This is a genomic window from Streptomyces sp. NPDC005752, assembly GCF_040630715.1.
Lineage (GTDB): Bacteria > Actinomycetota > Actinomycetes > Streptomycetales > Streptomycetaceae > Streptomyces.
Window position 1 is genome coordinate 95,271 of record NZ_JBEXYB010000023.1, and the last position, 15,112, is coordinate 110,382.

Below are 15,112 nucleotides of genomic sequence, written 5' to 3' on the forward strand. Positions count from 1 at the left end.
CCGATGGATTCCCTCAACTCCCTCATCGACGGGTTCGGCACGGCGCTCACGCCGGTCAACCTGCTCTGGGCCGCGCTCGGCGTCCTGCTCGGCACGGCGATCGGCGTCCTCCCCGGCATCGGCCCCGCCATGGCCGTGGCGCTGCTGCTCCCGGTGACGTACGGGCTCGAACCGACCGGCGCCTTCATCATGTTCGCCGGGATCTACTACGGCGCGATGTTCGGCGGTTCCACCACCTCGATCCTCCTCAACACCCCAGGGGAGAGCGCGGCCGTCGTCGCCGCGATCGAGGGCAACCCGATGGCGAAGGCCGGACGCGGTGCGCAGGCGCTGGCCGCCGCGGCGATCGGCCACTTCGCCGGCGGCATGATCGGCACGATCCTGCTGGTCGTGCTCGCCCCGACCGTCGCCTCGCTCGCGGTCGACATCGGCGCACCCGACTACTTCGCCATCATGGTGCTGGCCTTCATCGCCGTCACCTCCGTCCTCGGCTCCTCGCGCATCCGCGGCCTCGCCTCGCTCCTCATCGGTCTCACCATCGGCCTCGTCGGCCTGGACCAGATGACGGGACAGCAGCGCCTCACCTTCGGCTCGCTCCAACTGGCCGACGGAATCGACGTGGTGATCGTGGCGGTCGGGCTGTTCGCCATCGGGGAGGCCCTCTGGGTCGCCGCACACCTGCGCCGCTCCACGGGAAAGCCGATTCCCGTCGGCCGCCCCTGGCTCGGCAGGGCCGACGTCCGGCGCACCTGGAAGTCCTGGCTGCGCGGGCCCCTCATCGGCTTCCCGTTCGGCGCGATCCCGGCGGGCGGCGCGGAGATCCCCACCTTCCTCTCGTACGTCACGGAGAAGCGGCTCTCCAAGCACCGCGACGAGTTCGGGAAGGGCGCCATCGAGGGGGTCGCCGGCCCGGAGTCGGCGGCCTCCGCCTCCGCCGCCGGAACCCTGGTCTCCATGCTCACGCTCGGCCTGCCCACCACGGCCGTCGCCGCCGTCATGCTGGCCGCCTTCCAGCAGTACGGCATCCAGCCCGGCCCGCTGCTGTTCGAGCGTGAACCCGAGCTGGTGTGGGGCCTGATCGCGTCGCTCTTCGTGGGGATGGTGCTGCTCCTCGCGCTGAACCTGCCCCTCGCGCCGCTCTGGGCGAAGCTGCTGCGGATCCCGCGCCCCTACCTCTACGCGGGCATCCTGTTCTTCGCCGCCGTCGGCGCGTACGCGGTCGGAGGGGAGGCCGTCGACCTGGTGATCCTGCTGGTGATCGGACTGATCGGCTTCGGAATGCGGCGGTACGGACTGCCCGTGCTCCCCGCGATCATCGCGGTCATCCTCGGACCGTCCGCCGAACAGCAGCTGCGGCGCGCCCTCCAGATCAGCGACGGCAGCGTGACGGGCCTGGTCGACACCCCGTTCTCGGTGACCGTGTACGTCATCGTCGCGCTGATCCTGGCGTGGCCGCTGGTGAGGAAGACGCTCGGACGCAACCGGGCATGAGGGAATGTCAGCGGCGGCTGAGAGGCTTCGGTCATGACGACCATCGACTGGGATGCCGCCGCCGACTCCTTCGACGAGGAACCCGACCACGGGCTGCGCGACCCCGCGGTCCGCGACGCCTGGGCGCGGCGGATGGAGACCTGGCTGCCCGGCGCGCGCTCCTCGGTCCTCGACCTCGGATGCGGAACGGGCAGTCTGGCTCTGCTCGTCGCCTGCCAGGGGCACCGCGTGACGGCCGTCGACCGGTCGCCGCGCATGGTGGAACAGGCGCGGGCCAAGCTGGCCGGGACCGGCACCGAGGTGCTCGTCGGCGACGCCGGGGACCCCCCGGTCGGCACCCAGCGGTTCGACGTGATCCTCGCCCGGCACACGGTGTGGCTGCTGCCCGACCCCGTGGCTGCCCTGCGGCTCTGGTTCTCCCTGCTGCGGCCGGGCGGCAGGCTGGTACTCATCGAAGGTGTGTGGAACGGCACCGGACTCCCCGCCGCCCGTCTCACCGCACTCCTCGCCGAGCACACGGAGCGCGTCCACCACGAGCCGCTCTCCGGGGACTCCGGGCTCTGGGGCAGGGAGGTCGACGACGAGAGGTACGCACTGGTGGCCCGCGCCGAGCCGCCCCACCGGCACACCGAGGTCGTCGACGTCCACCTGATCCTGCGCAGGGGCTCCGAGGTGCTGCTCGCCCGGCGGGCCGGCACGGGGTATGCGGACGGGCTGCTCCACGCCCCCTCCGGTCACGCGGAGGACGGCGAGGACGTGCGGGCGGCGATGATCCGGGAGACCGCCGAGGAGATCGGGGTCGAGCTGGCCCCGGACGAGCTCCGGGTGGCCCTGGTCATGCAGCACCGGGGGCCGGGCGGAAACCCCAGGATGGGCTGGTTCTTCGAGGCCGACCTCGATCCCGGACGCCCGCCCCGCAACGCGGAGCCCGACAAGTGCTCCGAGCTCGCCTGGTACCCCCTGGACGCGCTCCCCGACGACATGGTGGCGTACTGCCGCGAAGGCCTCGACGGATACCGCGCCGGGCAGCGCTTTCTGATCCACTGGCACGAGGACGCCGACACCGTCGCGTACGCACCGCGGGGGACACGGCGAGCCGACCCGCTGCCGGTGTCGGCGGCCCCCACCGGCCGGCTCCACCACGTGCGGCTGCCGGTGCGCGACCTGGCCGAGGCGGTCGCGGAGTGGGGCTGGCTGCTCGGCCGGCTCGGCCATGTCCCGTACCAGCGCTGGGCGCAGGGCCGGAGCTGGCGGCACGGCGACAGCCATGTGGCGGTCGAGCACGCACCCGTCCCGCCCGACAGCGGGAACGACAGCGGGAACGACAGCGGCGACGGGAGCGGCGACGGGCCACGCCCCGGCACCGGCCGCCTGGGGTTCCACGTACGCGACCGTGCCGCGCTGGCCGCACTGGTGGCGGACGCCCCGGCACACGGCTGGAGGCCGCTGCCGCCCGACGGCCGGGCGGCAGCAGACGGCAGCGGGTGCCGTACGGCCCGTCTGGCGGACACGGCGGGGCACGAGGTGGAGCTGGTCGCCCCCTGAGGGCCGCCCCGCCGGCAGGGGGCGCACGCCTCGGCAGAACCGCCCCGGCGGTCAGCCCGCCCGGTCAGGCCGGCAGCGTCGCGACGCTCAGCGGAGCAGTGCCGCCAGGCCCTCGGTGCGGGCGAGGTGTTCCAGCTCGTCCAGGGCCCGCACGGCCGCCTCCGCCGCCAGGGGGTCGCTGCCGGCGAGGCCGCTCTCCTCGAACTCGTCCTCGTCCAGGCGCAGTACGGACGAGCCGTCCGCCGACACCCACAGGTCCAGGTCCAGGTCCTCCACCAGGAGTTCGGATCCCCGCAGCACGGCGGGCCGGGTGATGTCGCAGTACCAGCCCTTCAGCTGTCCGGCTCCGGTGCGGACCTCCTTCACCGCGTACCACCGGTCGCGCCAGAAATGCTCGGTGAAGACGTCGCCCGGCTCGAACCGTACGAAGCCGAAGTCCCGCACCCCCGGCGCGGCCCACGGCGCCCGGACGGTGATCCGGGTCCCGTCGTCGGCGACCGGCTCCGCCGGGTAACGGATCTTCGTACGGCCAGCCTTGACCAGGGCCACCGTCAACGGGGCGGGGTCAGGCGATCCGGTGGACATGGCGCACCTCCGTGGCACAGATCTCGTAGCCGAACCAGCGGTTGACCGCCGGCATCGGGCCGTTGCCGGCGTCGTTACCGGTGTAGGCGTCCGTGTACCTGGCCGCCCGTGCCCGGTGCAGCGAGGCGTTCTTGGCGAGCTTCAAGGAAGTCACGCACGAGCACCGTCATGGGCGGAAGGTAACGCGGGGCACGACCCGGACGCCTCCGGTTTTCCGGCGGCGGGCCGGTGACGGGCGAGCGGGCCGGTGACGGGACGGCCGCCGGGTGGGACAGAATCGGCGTGTGACCCTGAAGATCGCCGTTGACCCGGACTCCGCCACCGCCCCGTACGAGCAGCTGCGCGCGCAGCTCTCCGAACAGGCCCGCTCAGGCGCCCTGCCCGTCGGCTACCGCCTCCCGACCGTACGAGGCCTGGCCGGGGAACTGGGCCTCGCCGCCAACACCGTGGCCAAGGCATATCGCGCGCTGGAGGCCGACGGGGTGATCGAGACCCGCGGCCGCAACGGGACGTTCATCGCCGCCGCGGGGGACGCTGCGGACCGCCACGCCGCCACGGCGGCACAGGAGTACGCCCAGCAGGCCCGGCGCCTCGGCGTGTCCCGGGCCGACGCGCTGGCCTTGGCGGAGGACGCGGTACGGGCGGCCTACACGCGGTAGCGCGCGGGGACGCCGGCCGCTCACAGGTAGAGCCCCGCGCCCGCCCTCACGTCCTGCTTCGGCACGGACGCCGGTCCGCTGCCGCGCCGAAGGGCGTACAGCTCGGCGAGTGTCGCCCCCTCGCGGCCCAGCCCTTCCTCGGTGCCCAGCCAGGAGACCGACTCCGTCCGGGTCAGCGAGCCCACCTCGATGCGTGCCAGACAACGGCCCGGCCTGACCACCGCGGGGTGCAGCCGCTCCAGGTCCTCATTGGTGGTCAGCCCCACCAGCACGTTACGGCCCTGGCCGAGCAGCCCGTCCGTCAGATTGAGCAGCCGCGACAGTGCCTGACCCGCCGTGTGCTTCGCCTCGCCGCGGATCAGCTCGTCGCAGTCCTCCAGGAGCAACAGCCGCCACCGCCCCTTGGCCGAGCCGTCGTCCTCACCGATGGCGATGTCCATCAGATAGCCGACGTCGTTGAAGAGCCGCTCCGGGTCCAGGACGCAGTCGACCTGGCACCAGTCCCGCCAGGAGCGGGCGAGGGTGCGCAGCGCCGAGGTCTTGCCGGTGCCCGGAGGGCCGTGCAGAAGGAGCAGCCGGCCGGAGATGTCGTCGGGGGTGACCTTCATCAGCCGGTCCATGGCGTCGGCCACCGGAGCCGTGTAGTTGGGCCGGACCTCGTCCCAGGTGCCGGCGGCGATCTGCCGGGTGGTGCGGTGCGGGCCGCGGCGCGGTGACACGTACCAGAAGCCCATGGGCACGTTGTCCGGCTGCGGCTCCGGCTCGTCCCGGGCCTCGTCGGTCGCCTCGGAGAGGATCTTCCGGGCCAGTTCGGGTGTGGTGGCGGTGACCGTGACGTCGGCGCCCCGGTTCCACCGCGAGACCAGCAGCGTCCACCCGTCACCCTCGGCGAGGGTCGCGCTGCGGTCGTCGTCCCGGGCGGACCTCAGCACCTTGGCGGCCGCGGGCAGCAGGGTGGCCTCCGATTTGACCCGGTCGAGGGAGGTGCTGTGCGAGTGAGGCTGCTCGCCCGTCGCGAAGCGTCCCAGGAACAGCGCGTCCACGACGTCGGACGGCGAATCGCTGTCATCGACGTTGATCCGGATCGGCAGAGCGGACTCGGGGTTGGCAGACATGGCGGCAATGATCCGCCACGGAGGCACCCCGCGCACCCGGGTTTCAGCAGCCGCACCCGGGTGGCGGGCCCGAGTGGCCGGGTGCGCGGCGCGCCGGGCGCGTGCCGCGTACGAAGGCGAACTCCTCGGTGCGTGCCGGGTCCAGGACACCGCGCGTGCCGGTACGCCCCCCGAACCGTGCGCCGTCTCGCCGCGGATGATCCGTGCGGGCGATTTCGCCGCTGGTGCGCCGGATGCCGGATTTCGATGTGACGTGCCGCCAGGAGTGGTGCGGTCGGACCTTGTCGAAGCTTTTTGGCATGGACACTTCCGGAAATCGGGCTCGTACTGCTACCACGGAGTAGGCAGAGATCCTGCCCAAGGAGGTTCCATGAAAATGTCCAGACTCGTGGCGTTCTCGTCCTCTCTCCTGCTCGGCACCGTTCTCGCTCTGACCGGTGCGGGCGTCGCCCAGGCCCAGGAATCCGTGCGGTCCGTCGACTACGTGGCCCTGGGGGACTCGTACTCGTCGGGTGTCGGTGCCGGCAGCTACGACAGTGCGAGCGGTGACTGCAAGCGCAGCACCCGCGCTTATCCCGCCCTCTGGAAGGCGGCCAACAACCCCGCCTCCTTCGCGTTCACCGCTTGTTCGGGAGCCAGGACCGGCGATGTCACGGCCGGTCAGCTCGGACCCCTCAACTCCGCCACCGATCTCGTCTCGATCTCCATCGGCGGCAACGACGCGGGGTTCGCCGATGTCATGACCACCTGCGTGCTGCAGTCCGAGGCGACCTGTCTGAGCCGGATCGCCACCGCCCGCGCCTACGTCGACTCGACCCTCCCCGGCAAGCTGGACTCCGTCTACTCGGCGATCAGCGCCAAGGCACCCGCCGCCCACGTCGTCGTCCTCGGCTACCCCCGCTTCTACCGGATCGGTGGTAACTGCGTCGCCGGTCTCAGCGAGAAGGAGCGCACCGCCATCAACGGTGCCGCCGACTACCTCAACGCCGCCACAGCCAAGCGCGCGGCCGATCACGGCTTCACCTGGGGTGACGTCAGTTCGACCTTCACCGGGCACGAGATCTGCTCGGGCAGCGCCTGGCTGCACAGTGTGAACTGGCTCAACATCGGGGAGTCCTACCACCCGACCGCCGCCGGGCAGTCGGGCGGCTACCTGCCCGTCCTCAGCTCCAAGGCCTGACCGCCCCGTCGGTGCGCGCGGGTTCAGCTGTCCGCCGAGGAGGGGGCTCCGGCCTCCGGGGCCCCCTCCTCGTGCGCCCCGGCGGGGTTCTGGCACATCGGCACCGGTGCCGGTGCGCCACTCGCCGACGTGCTCGTCACGGCTTTCCCGCCGCCTCTCTCGTCCGTGCCGTCGTCGTCCGTCAGCGCCCAGGCCAGGGCGCCTGCGAGGAGCAGCGAGACGACCACCCCGACGGCCACCAGGACGCCCGTGCGCTTCGTGCTCCCGGCCGGTTCCGGTGTGCCCGTGGCGAGTTCGGACCCCCCTGCCCCGGCGTCCTCGCCGCCCGTCGGCGCGGGCGGCGGACCGGCCTCCCCGACCCCGGGCGAGCCGGTACCGCCGGCGGCCAGGATCCGCAGCCGGCGTTCCGCCTCGGCGGCGGTGAGCCGCTCGGCCGGATCGCTGCGCAACAGTCCTTCGATGACGGGGGCGAGCGCGCCCGCTCGCCGGAGCGGCGGCGGCCCGTCGTCGCCCGCGGTGTCCCCGGGGGTGCCCCCGCCGAACGGTGACTGCCCCTCGGTGGCGGCGTACAGAAGCACTCCGAGCGACCAGAGGTCGGATTCGGGCCCGGGCGCGCGCCCCAGCGCGCACTCGGGCGCGAGGTGCCCCGGTGAGCCGGTCCGTCCTCCCGTCGCGGTGGGTGCGGGCGCTTCGGGGGCCGTGGTGATGCCGAAGTCCTTCAGCATCACCCTGCCGTCGTTGGCCAGCAGGACGTTGCCCGGCCTCACGTCGCGGTGCAGCACACCGGCCTCATGTCCGCCGCGCAGCGCCGCGAGCACCTCGGCGCCGATCCTGGCCGCGCGCCGCGGGGACAGCGGACCGTCGGCGTCCAGCACGTCGGACAGGGAGAGCCCGCGGACCAGGTCCATGACGATCCAGGGCCGGGAGTCCTGGACGACCACGTCGTGGACGGCGACCACGTTGCGGTGCGAGACACGGGCCGCCGTCCTGGCCTCGCGCTCCAGGCGGGAGTGCGGCCGCTCGGCGCCGTCGGCGGATCCGTCCACCGGTGCCGGCACCTCCTTCACGGCCACCTCGCGCCCCAGTACCTCGTCGCGGGCCCGCCACACGATCCCCGCCCCGCCCTCGCCCAGGGGGTCCAGGAGCCGGTACCGATCCGCGATCACACGTCCGGTGCCCGGGACTTGGCTCATCGGTGACCCTCCGTCAGCAGCGTTGCGCGGTAAGGCGAATCCCCTCCAAGCTAACTCAACCCGCACCGGAAGCGACAGGATCCGACAACGGCCCGTCAACACCCGTGCACGGGTATGTAATCCTGCGGCCGGGATACACGAGTGTCACCGCGGGACGATAGGGTTAACCTGCCCGGGCCGGGTGCCCTCGTACGGGTGGGGAGTGACATGGAACAGATAACGGTGCGCAGCAGGCCGCGTGTGCCTGCCATCACATGTGGGAGCGGTGCGACCAGTTCGCGTCTCGACCGCCATCTCGCAGTGCTGGGCGGTCCCGCCGTCCCGCGCCGTGAGTCGGCGGAAGCGACGCTGCTGATGCTCGAGCTCACCTCGCGCGATGCCGCGCACACCCGCAGGAGCAGGAGCGCGCGTGTCTCGCTCTTCGCCCCGCTGCGGCGACTGCGGCGCTCGCTCTTCGGCAGCCGCCGCTGACCGACGGCTGTCACGACCGGTCCGGCCCTTCGCTCAGGGCCGCGGCCATCACTCCGTCCCGACGCAGTGCTGCTGTCCGCCCGTCATCCCCAGGGACCGGCAGCGTTGCGTCGGTGTGTTCCTCCGCCTCGGCAGGCTACCCATCGGCGCCGGCTCTCCCCGTCCGGCCCACCCGCGGCCGACGGGACGTCCCCCCGCAGTCGTGCGGGATCTCCGCGACGGGACGCGCATCTCACAGCAGCGCGAACTGCCCCTCCGGCCCCTCCTCCTGGTGGTCCAGCACGGATGCCGGAAGCCGGGCCGTCGCGGGCACGGGAAGCAGCCCGGCGGTACGCAGCTCGTCCCGGGTCAGGACGTCCGCCCGCTCCAGCCGTTCCCGCAGCGCCTGCTGCCGGGGCCGCAGCCCTGCGAGCAGCGCCAGGACGCTGACCAGTTCCAGCAGTTCCGTGGTCCGTTCCTGCGGCCAGCCGCGCGGTCCCACCGCCTCCAGCCCGTCTGCCGGCGGCCCTTCAGCCGTCGCCGTGCGGCGCCCGAGCCAGAGCTCCAGTATCCGTACCCCGCTGACCCGGAAGTCCCAGGCGCCGGCGGCCACGGGCGATACGCGCCCCTCGCCGAGGACGATCGCCTCCTCGGCGGCGTCGTAGTGCGGGCCGGTCGGCCGGGGCGGGATCGCGGCCCGCACGTACGGGCGACGGCCGCCGGGCATGCGTGGGCGTTCCCCGCCCCGTGCCCCACGCAGATGGAGACGCAGCAACTCCTGGCCGAGCTCCACGCCCTCCGCCCACGGTCCGCCGTCGGCGGGCAGCGGGACGAGGGGGCCCGCGGGGGAGGGGAGGGCCGAGGCGAGGGTCCAGGCCAGGACGTGCTCGGCCGTGACCGGCACCCCGTACCGGGCGGCCAGCAGTGCGGACAGACCCGGTGCGAGATTGGGTTCCCGTCCGCCCGGCCGCCGGTAGAGCGGCCGTATGCGGCCGGGCCGTCCGGCAGGGGAACGACCGTCGGGCAGCAGTGCGGTCGCGGAGAGGGCGGGACCGTTGTCCTGGGGGACGTACCCGTGCTCGACGGCGAAGAGTTGGTGTCCGTCGGCGACCCGCCACAGCTCGGGGCGGGCCGCGTCGAGCAACCGGTGGTCGGGAATCAGCCACTGCTCGTCGAAGGCGCCGTGCAGGATCCGTACCGGTTCGGGGTACGGGCCGGGATCCCGGGCGAACGCGCTCGTGCCGGTGGGCCGGCCCGGCAGAGAGGCGGCCGGGGTCAGCGGCGTACGGGAGCGAGAGGGCCGGAACAGGCGCTCCTGCTCGGCGCCTTCCGCCGCTGCCAGCAGGTCCCAGCGGGCCCGGAGCGAGGCGGCGTCGGGCGCTGTCACCCAGGCGCGCCCAGGTCTCAGCGGCCGCACCGACCACGGCATGAGGTCGTCCAGCAGCGGGAGCGCATCGCCCCCGCCCGCTCCGGCCGCCACCCGTGCTGCCACCGTGTCGTCCTCCCCGTCGCCAGGTCCGCCGCTCCCGGCATCGTAACGACCGGGCCCTGCGTCGTGGCTACGGCCCGGAACGCGACGACGGCCGTTCGCGACGACGGCCCGCCGCACGCGGCTCATGTCGTCAGTGCGCGTCGACGGTCACGGAGAAGGAGAAGCGGTCGCCCCGGTAGCGGATGCGGGCGACGTCCACGACCGTGCCGTCCTCGTCGTACGTCACGCCGGTGTAGTGCAGGATCGGGCTCAGCAGCGGGACCTGGAGCAGCTCGGCCGTGACGGGGTCGGCGAGGCGCGCCTCCACGGTGTCGGTGATCCGGGAGATCCGTACGCCGACGGCGTCGCGCAGCACCTTGGTCATCGGCCACCGCTCCAGATCGGCCACGTCGAGCCGTGCCGCGATCTCCGGGCGCACCGCGTTCTCCGCCCAGTTGGTGGGCTCGCCCGTCCCCTCGTCGAAGCGGAGCCGCCGGTAGCTGACCACCTCGGGGCAGCCCGGGAAGAACTCGGCGAGATCGCCGGGGACGGACGCCCGGCCATGGCCGAGCACGGTGGTCCGCTCGCCCGACTGCTGGGCGACGATCGCGTCGATCGAACCCAGCAGCCGGACCGGCGACACCCGCCGGGCGCGCGGCTCGATGAACGTGCCGCGCCGGCGGTGCCGGCTGATCAGCCCCTCGTTCTCCAGTTCCTTCAGGGCCTGGCGCATGGTGAGAACACTCACGCCGTAGTGCGCGGCGAGCTGTTCCTCGGTGGGCAGCCGCGTCGATGCGTCCTGGGGGCGGCCCAGTATGGAGGCCCGCAGGGACTGTGAGACCTGGTACCAGAGGGGGAGCTTCCGGTTCAGCACCAGGGAGTCGGGGGCGAAGCCGGGCGTCCGGCCCGCCTCGTTCACCTGATCCATCAGGTTCACCTGGTCTCTCTGCGGTGAGGCGCCGTGCCGCCCGGCCGTCGGCGCGATCTCATGGCCGGAAGTTGCCGCTCAGACCCTGCCACACGTCGTCGTACCCGCGCTGCAGGTGGTCGGCGCCCGCTGCCTGCGCGGTCGCCGTGACCGGCCAGCGCGTCTCGAACATGAAGGCAAGGCCGTCGTCGATCTTCTGCGGCCTCAGTTCCGCCGCGCTCGCCCGGTCGAAGGTCTCACGGTCCGGACCGTGCGCCGACATCATGTTGTGCAGCGAACCGCCGCCCGGCACGAAGCCGCCCGCCTTGGCGTCGTACGCGCCCTCGATCAGGCCCATGTACTCGCTCATGACGTTGCGGTGGAAGTACGGCGGACGGAAGGTGTCCTCGCCGACCAGCCAGCGCGGGGCGAAGACGACGAAGTCGGCACCCGCGAGTCCCGGGGTGTCGGACGGCGAGGTCAGCACGGTGAAGATCGACGGGTCCGGGTGGTCGTAGCTGATGGTCCCCATCGCGTTGAAGCGGCGCAGGTCGTAGACGTACGGCGTGTGGTTGCCGTGCCAGGCGACGACGTCGAGCGGCGAATGCCCGTACGTCGCCGACCAGAGGTTCCCGCAGAACTTGTTGACCACCTCGACCGGGCCCTCACGGTCCTCGTACGCCGCGACGGGCGCCAGGAAGTCACGTGCGTTGGCCAGGCCGTTGGCGCCGATCGGGCCCAGGTCGGGCAGGACGAAGGGCTGCCCGTAGTTCTCGCAGACATAGCCGCGTGCGGTGCTGTCCAGCAGTTCGACGCGGAAGCGGACACCACGCGGGATCAGCGCCACGTGGCCGGGCTCGGCCCGCAGCAGGCCCAGTTCGGTGCGGAGCAGCAGGCCGCCGCGCTCGGGGACGATCAGGAGTTCACCGTCGGAGTCGCTGAACACCCGGTCGGTCATCGAGGAGTCCGCGCTGTACAGGTGCACGGCCATGCCGGTGCGCTGCGTGGCGTCGCCGTTGCCGCCCAGCGTCCACAGGCCGGTCAGGAAGTCCGTGCCCGGCGCGGGGTCGGGGAGCGGGTCCCAGCGCAGCCGGTTGGGGTCGGGAACCGTCTCGGTGAACGGCGCGGTGCGCAGGGTGCCGTTGTCGATGCGGACGAAGGCCGGATGAGCGGCGGAGGGGCGGATCCGGTAGAGCCAGGACCGGCGGTTGCGGGCGCGGGGTTCCGTGAAGGCCGAGCCGCTGAGCTGCTCCGCGTACAGCCCGAGGGGGGCGCGCTGGGGCGAGTTCCGGCCGTGCGGCAGGGCGCCCGGGACGGCCTCCGAGCTGTGTTCGTTTCCGAAGCCGGGCATATGGGCGAGATTCTCCGCCGTTTCCCTCGCCTGTTCGTTGCCGCTCATCATGCGCTCCCGGTGGATGGGGTTCCGTGGATCCCCTGACGAAGAATCCTATGGATCACCGTAGGAATCGAAACGTGGCCCGTCAACGGCATACGGGCATCATGGAGCCGTGTCCCACGCTCATTCGAACCTCCGACGCGTCCCCGTGCAGCAACGCAGCGCCGACCGCCTCGCCCGGATCCTCGACGCCGGTGCCGCGCTGCTCGACGAGGCCGGATACGAGCAGCTCTCCACCCGGGCGGTGGCCGACCGGGCCGGCGTGCCGATCGGCTCCGTCTACCGCTTCTTCCCGAACAAGAGGGCGCTGGTCGACGCCCTGGCGGAGCGTAACCTCGCCGTCTACGCCGGCCGGGTCGTCGCCCGGCTGGAGGTGATCCCGGAGCGGGAGTGGCGTGCGGCCATCGACGCCGTGCTCGACGAGTACCTGGCGATGAAGCGCTCCGTCGCCGGCTTCGCGCTCGTCGACTTCGGCCCGCCCGTACCCGTCGCCGGTCAGCTCGACGAGGAGGTGAACCGGCGCGTCGCGGGACACCTCGCGGAGCTGCTCTCCGGCCACCTCGGCCGCGCGGGCGACGGGGCCTCGGACGACGCCGGTCTGCTCCGCACGGTCCTCGTCTGCGTGCAGGCAGCCGACGCGCTCCTCCAGCTCGCCTTCCGCACCGACCCGGCGGGTGACCCCGGCCTGATAGCGGAGACCCGGGTCCTGCTCCAGGCCTATCTCGCACGGGTCCTCGAGTGACCGCCGCCTGAGCGGCGGCACAACGGGTGGCTCCAGCACCTCGCCAGCATCCGTACCGGTCGGTATGCTCGGTCCGCCGGAAGCCCGCGCCCGCCGAGCGCGCCGCGGGACGCTGTATCAGTTCGCGCGCCACCGCTGCCGCCGCCCCGGGGAGGGCCCATGTCCCACGAATCCCGCACCGCTCTGCGTGTCTGCCCGCTCTGCGAGGCCACCTGCGGACTCACCCTCACCATCGAGGGGGCCACGGTCACCGGTGCCCGCGGTGACCGCGAGGACGTCTTCAGCCGGGGCTTCATCTGCCCCAAGGGTGCCTCCTTCGGCGGTCTCGACGCCGACCCCGACCGGCTGCGCGCCCCGATGGTCCGCACGGACGGAGTCCTGCGCGAGGCGACCTGGGACGAGGCGTTCGACGTGGTCGCCGCGAAGATCCCGGCCCTCGTCCAGGAACACGGCAAGCAGGCCGTCGGGGTCTTCCTCGGCAACCCCAATGTCCACACCATGGCGGGCGGGCTCTATCCGCCGCTCCTGCTGTCCGCCCTCGGCACCCGCAACGTCTTCTCCGCCAGCACCCTGGACCAGATGCCCAAGCACGTCTCCAGCGGGCTGCTCTTCGGTGACGCCAACGCCATCCCCGTGCCGGACCTCGACCGCACCACCCACCTGCTGCTGATCGGCGCCAACCCGCTGGAGTCCAACGGCAGTCTGTGCACCGCCCCCGACTTCCCGGGCAAGCTCAAGGCGCTCCGGCGGCGGGGAGGCACCCTCACGGTCATCGACCCGCGCCGCACCCGCACAGCGCGCCTCGCCGACCGGCACGCCGCCATCAGGCCCGGCGCCGACGCCCTGCTGCTCGCGGCGCTCACCCAGGTCGTCGTCGAGGAGAAGCTGGCCGACCCGGGAGCGCTCGCCGAGCACCTCGACGGCTACGACGAACTGGCGCAGGCCATGGGGGACTTCACCCCCGAGGCGGTGTCCGCGGCCTGCGACCTGGACGCGGACACCATCCGGGCGATCGCCCGCGAACTGGCCGCGGCACCCGCTGCAGCGGTCTACGGGCGCATCGGGAGCTGCACCGTCGAGCACGGGACCCTGGCCAGCTGGCTCGTCGACGTACTCAACATCCTCACCGGCAACCTCGACCGCCCCGGCGGCGCGCTCTTCCCGCTCTCCGCCACCGCCCGCGCCCCCCGCCCCGCCGCCCCCGGCAGGGGATTCGCACTCGGCCGCTGGAGGAGCAGGGTCTCGGGGCATCCCGAGGCCAAGGGCGAACTGCCCGCCGCCGCTCTCGCCGAGGAGATCGAGACGCCGGGGGAGGGCCGCATCAGGGCCCTGATCGTCATCGCCGGCAACCCGGTGCTCTCCGCACCCGACGGCGACCGCCTCGACCGGGCACTTGCGGACGGCCTGGACTTCATGGTCAGCGTCGATCCGTACCTCAACGAGACCTCCCGGCACGCCGACGTCGTCCTGCCCCCGCCGCCGCCCTCGCAGAGTGCCCACTTCGACTTCGCGTTCAACTCTTTCGCGGTGCGCAACCAGGTCCGCTACAGCCGCCCCGCCGTCCCACTGGAGGACGGACGGATGGACGAGAGCGAAATCCTCGCCAGGCTGATCCTCGCCGTGGGTGGCATGCACGGCGCGCCACCGGAGGCCGTCGACGACCTGGCCCTCACCACGGCGCTCACCAGGGCGGGTGCCCCCGAGTCGCTCGCCGCCGAGCTGACCGGCCGCACCGGCGCGGAACGCCGTCTCGACCTGATGCTGCGGCTCGGTCCGTACGGGCTGACGCTGGAGCAGCTCCTCGCCCAGCCGCACGGAATCGACCTCGGCCCGCTGGAGCCGCGTGTCCCGCAGGTGCTCAGGACCCGCAGCGGCCGCATCGAGCTGTTCCCGGCGCCGATCGCCGCCGACCTGCCCCGGCTCCGCGCGTCGCTCGGCGCGCGGCCCGCCGGACTCGTCCTCGTGGGCCGCCGCCACCTGCGGTCCAACAACAGCTGGATGCACAACGTCGCCGCGCTGCGCGGTGGATCGAACGTCTGCACCCTCCAGATCCATCCCGACGACGCGGCCCGGATCGGCCTCGCCGAGGGCGACACCGCCCGGATCGCCGCGGCCGGCGGAGAGGTCGAGGCGCCCACCGAGATCACCGACTCGGTGCGGACCGGGGTCGTGAGTCTTCCGCACGGCTGGGGCCACAGCCGCCCGGGCGTCCGCATGTCCGTCGCCGGGGCGGATCCGGGCGTCAACGTGAACCAGCTCCTGGACGGCACCCTCCTGGATCCGCTGTCCGGCACCGCGGTGCTCAACGCCGTCCCGGTCTCCGTAACACCAATCCGTTGACCTGGGGTTTTGCTCGTATTGCTCACACGTCAACATCT

13 protein-coding genes and 1 pseudogene are annotated in these 15,112 nt (G+C 72.8%); 7 read left to right on the top strand and 7 right to left on the bottom strand.

Going from position 1 to position 15,112, the window contains the following annotated elements:
• The first annotated feature begins 3 nt into the window (after positions 1-3).
• Positions 4-1,491 carry a tripartite tricarboxylate transporter permease gene (locus ABZ441_RS20430; RefSeq protein WP_358975883.1) on the top strand — a complete coding sequence of 496 codons (1,488 nt, stop codon included), beginning with the start codon at positions 4-6 and terminating at the stop codon, positions 1,489-1,491.
• Between the two features lie 33 nt (positions 1,492-1,524).
• A complete protein-coding gene (locus tag ABZ441_RS20435; protein ID WP_358975886.1) occupies positions 1,525-3,036 on the top strand; it encodes a trifunctional class I SAM-dependent methyltransferase/NUDIX hydrolase/VOC family protein in 1,512 nt (503 codons plus the stop codon).
• 87 nt (positions 3,037-3,123) lie between these two features.
• Here ABZ441_RS20435 and ABZ441_RS20440 read toward each other — a convergent pair whose 3' ends face one another.
• Together ABZ441_RS20440 and ABZ441_RS20445 are read right to left on the bottom strand one after the other, a co-directional pair.
• The gene (locus tag ABZ441_RS20440) at positions 3,124-3,621 is read right to left on the bottom strand and encodes a DUF402 domain-containing protein (RefSeq protein ID WP_358975889.1); all 498 of its coding nucleotides are present in this window, start codon (positions 3,619-3,621) and stop codon (positions 3,124-3,126) included.
• Positions 3,602-3,763: pseudogene (locus tag ABZ441_RS20445) on the bottom strand (GNAT family N-acetyltransferase); the annotation flags it as partial. The pseudogene ABZ441_RS20445 and the gene ABZ441_RS20440, both read right to left, overlap by 20 nt.
• 142 nt (positions 3,764-3,905) lie before the next feature.
• On the opposite strand from ABZ441_RS20445, the gene ABZ441_RS20450 reads away from it, so the two are divergent.
• Complete coding sequence (locus ABZ441_RS20450; protein WP_358975891.1) at positions 3,906-4,280, top strand: GntR family transcriptional regulator; 375 nt, start codon at positions 3,906-3,908, stop codon at positions 4,278-4,280.
• A gap of 20 nt (positions 4,281-4,300) precedes the next feature.
• On the opposite strand, the gene ABZ441_RS20455 is transcribed toward ABZ441_RS20450, so the two are convergent.
• Positions 4,301-5,395: a DUF5925 domain-containing protein gene (locus tag ABZ441_RS20455; protein WP_358975893.1), complete on the bottom strand. Its 1,095-nt coding sequence runs from the start codon at positions 5,393-5,395 to the stop codon at positions 4,301-4,303.
• Between the two features lie 370 nt (positions 5,396-5,765).
• Here ABZ441_RS20455 and ABZ441_RS20460 point away from each other — a divergent pair, with 370 nt between their 5' ends.
• Complete coding sequence (locus ABZ441_RS20460) at positions 5,766-6,575, top strand: SGNH/GDSL hydrolase family protein (RefSeq protein ID WP_358975896.1); 810 nt, start codon at positions 5,766-5,768, stop codon at positions 6,573-6,575.
• A 23-nt stretch (positions 6,576-6,598) separates the two neighbouring features.
• Here ABZ441_RS20460 and ABZ441_RS20465 read toward each other — a convergent pair whose 3' ends face one another.
• Positions 6,599-7,768 carry a protein kinase gene (locus ABZ441_RS20465; RefSeq protein WP_358975899.1) on the bottom strand — a complete coding sequence of 390 codons (1,170 nt, stop codon included), beginning with the start codon at positions 7,766-7,768 and terminating at the stop codon, positions 6,599-6,601.
• A gap of 207 nt (positions 7,769-7,975) precedes the next feature.
• Between ABZ441_RS20465 and ABZ441_RS20470 the strand changes: the two genes are divergently transcribed.
• Positions 7,976-8,239 carry a hypothetical protein gene (locus ABZ441_RS20470; RefSeq protein ID WP_205023092.1) on the top strand — a complete coding sequence of 88 codons (264 nt, stop codon included), beginning with the start codon at positions 7,976-7,978 and terminating at the stop codon, positions 8,237-8,239.
• A gap of 232 nt (positions 8,240-8,471) precedes the next feature.
• On the opposite strand, the gene ABZ441_RS20475 is transcribed toward ABZ441_RS20470, so the two are convergent.
• The 3 genes from ABZ441_RS20475 to hmgA form a co-directional block, all read right to left on the bottom strand.
• On the bottom strand, positions 8,472-9,710 hold the full coding sequence (locus ABZ441_RS20475; protein ID WP_358975901.1) for a type ISP restriction/modification enzyme: 1,239 nt from the start codon (positions 9,708-9,710) through the stop codon (positions 8,472-8,474).
• A gap of 130 nt (positions 9,711-9,840) precedes the next feature.
• Positions 9,841-10,617, bottom strand: a complete 777-nt coding sequence (locus ABZ441_RS20480; RefSeq protein WP_358975903.1) for a GntR family transcriptional regulator — start codon at positions 10,615-10,617, stop codon at positions 9,841-9,843.
• Between the two features lie 58 nt (positions 10,618-10,675).
• Positions 10,676-11,995, bottom strand: a complete 1,320-nt coding sequence (gene hmgA, locus ABZ441_RS20485) for a homogentisate 1,2-dioxygenase (protein ID WP_358975907.1) — start codon at positions 11,993-11,995, stop codon at positions 10,676-10,678.
• A 109-nt stretch (positions 11,996-12,104) separates the two neighbouring features.
• Between hmgA and ABZ441_RS20490 the strand changes: the two genes are divergently transcribed.
• Positions 12,105-12,734: a TetR/AcrR family transcriptional regulator gene (locus tag ABZ441_RS20490; RefSeq protein WP_358975910.1), complete on the top strand. Its 630-nt coding sequence runs from the start codon at positions 12,105-12,107 to the stop codon at positions 12,732-12,734.
• A 159-nt stretch (positions 12,735-12,893) separates the two neighbouring features.
• Entirely contained in the window at positions 12,894-15,074 is a 2,181-nt protein-coding gene (locus ABZ441_RS20495) for a molybdopterin oxidoreductase family protein (RefSeq protein WP_358975913.1), read from the top strand.
• Positions 15,075-15,112: the final 38 nt, after the last annotated feature.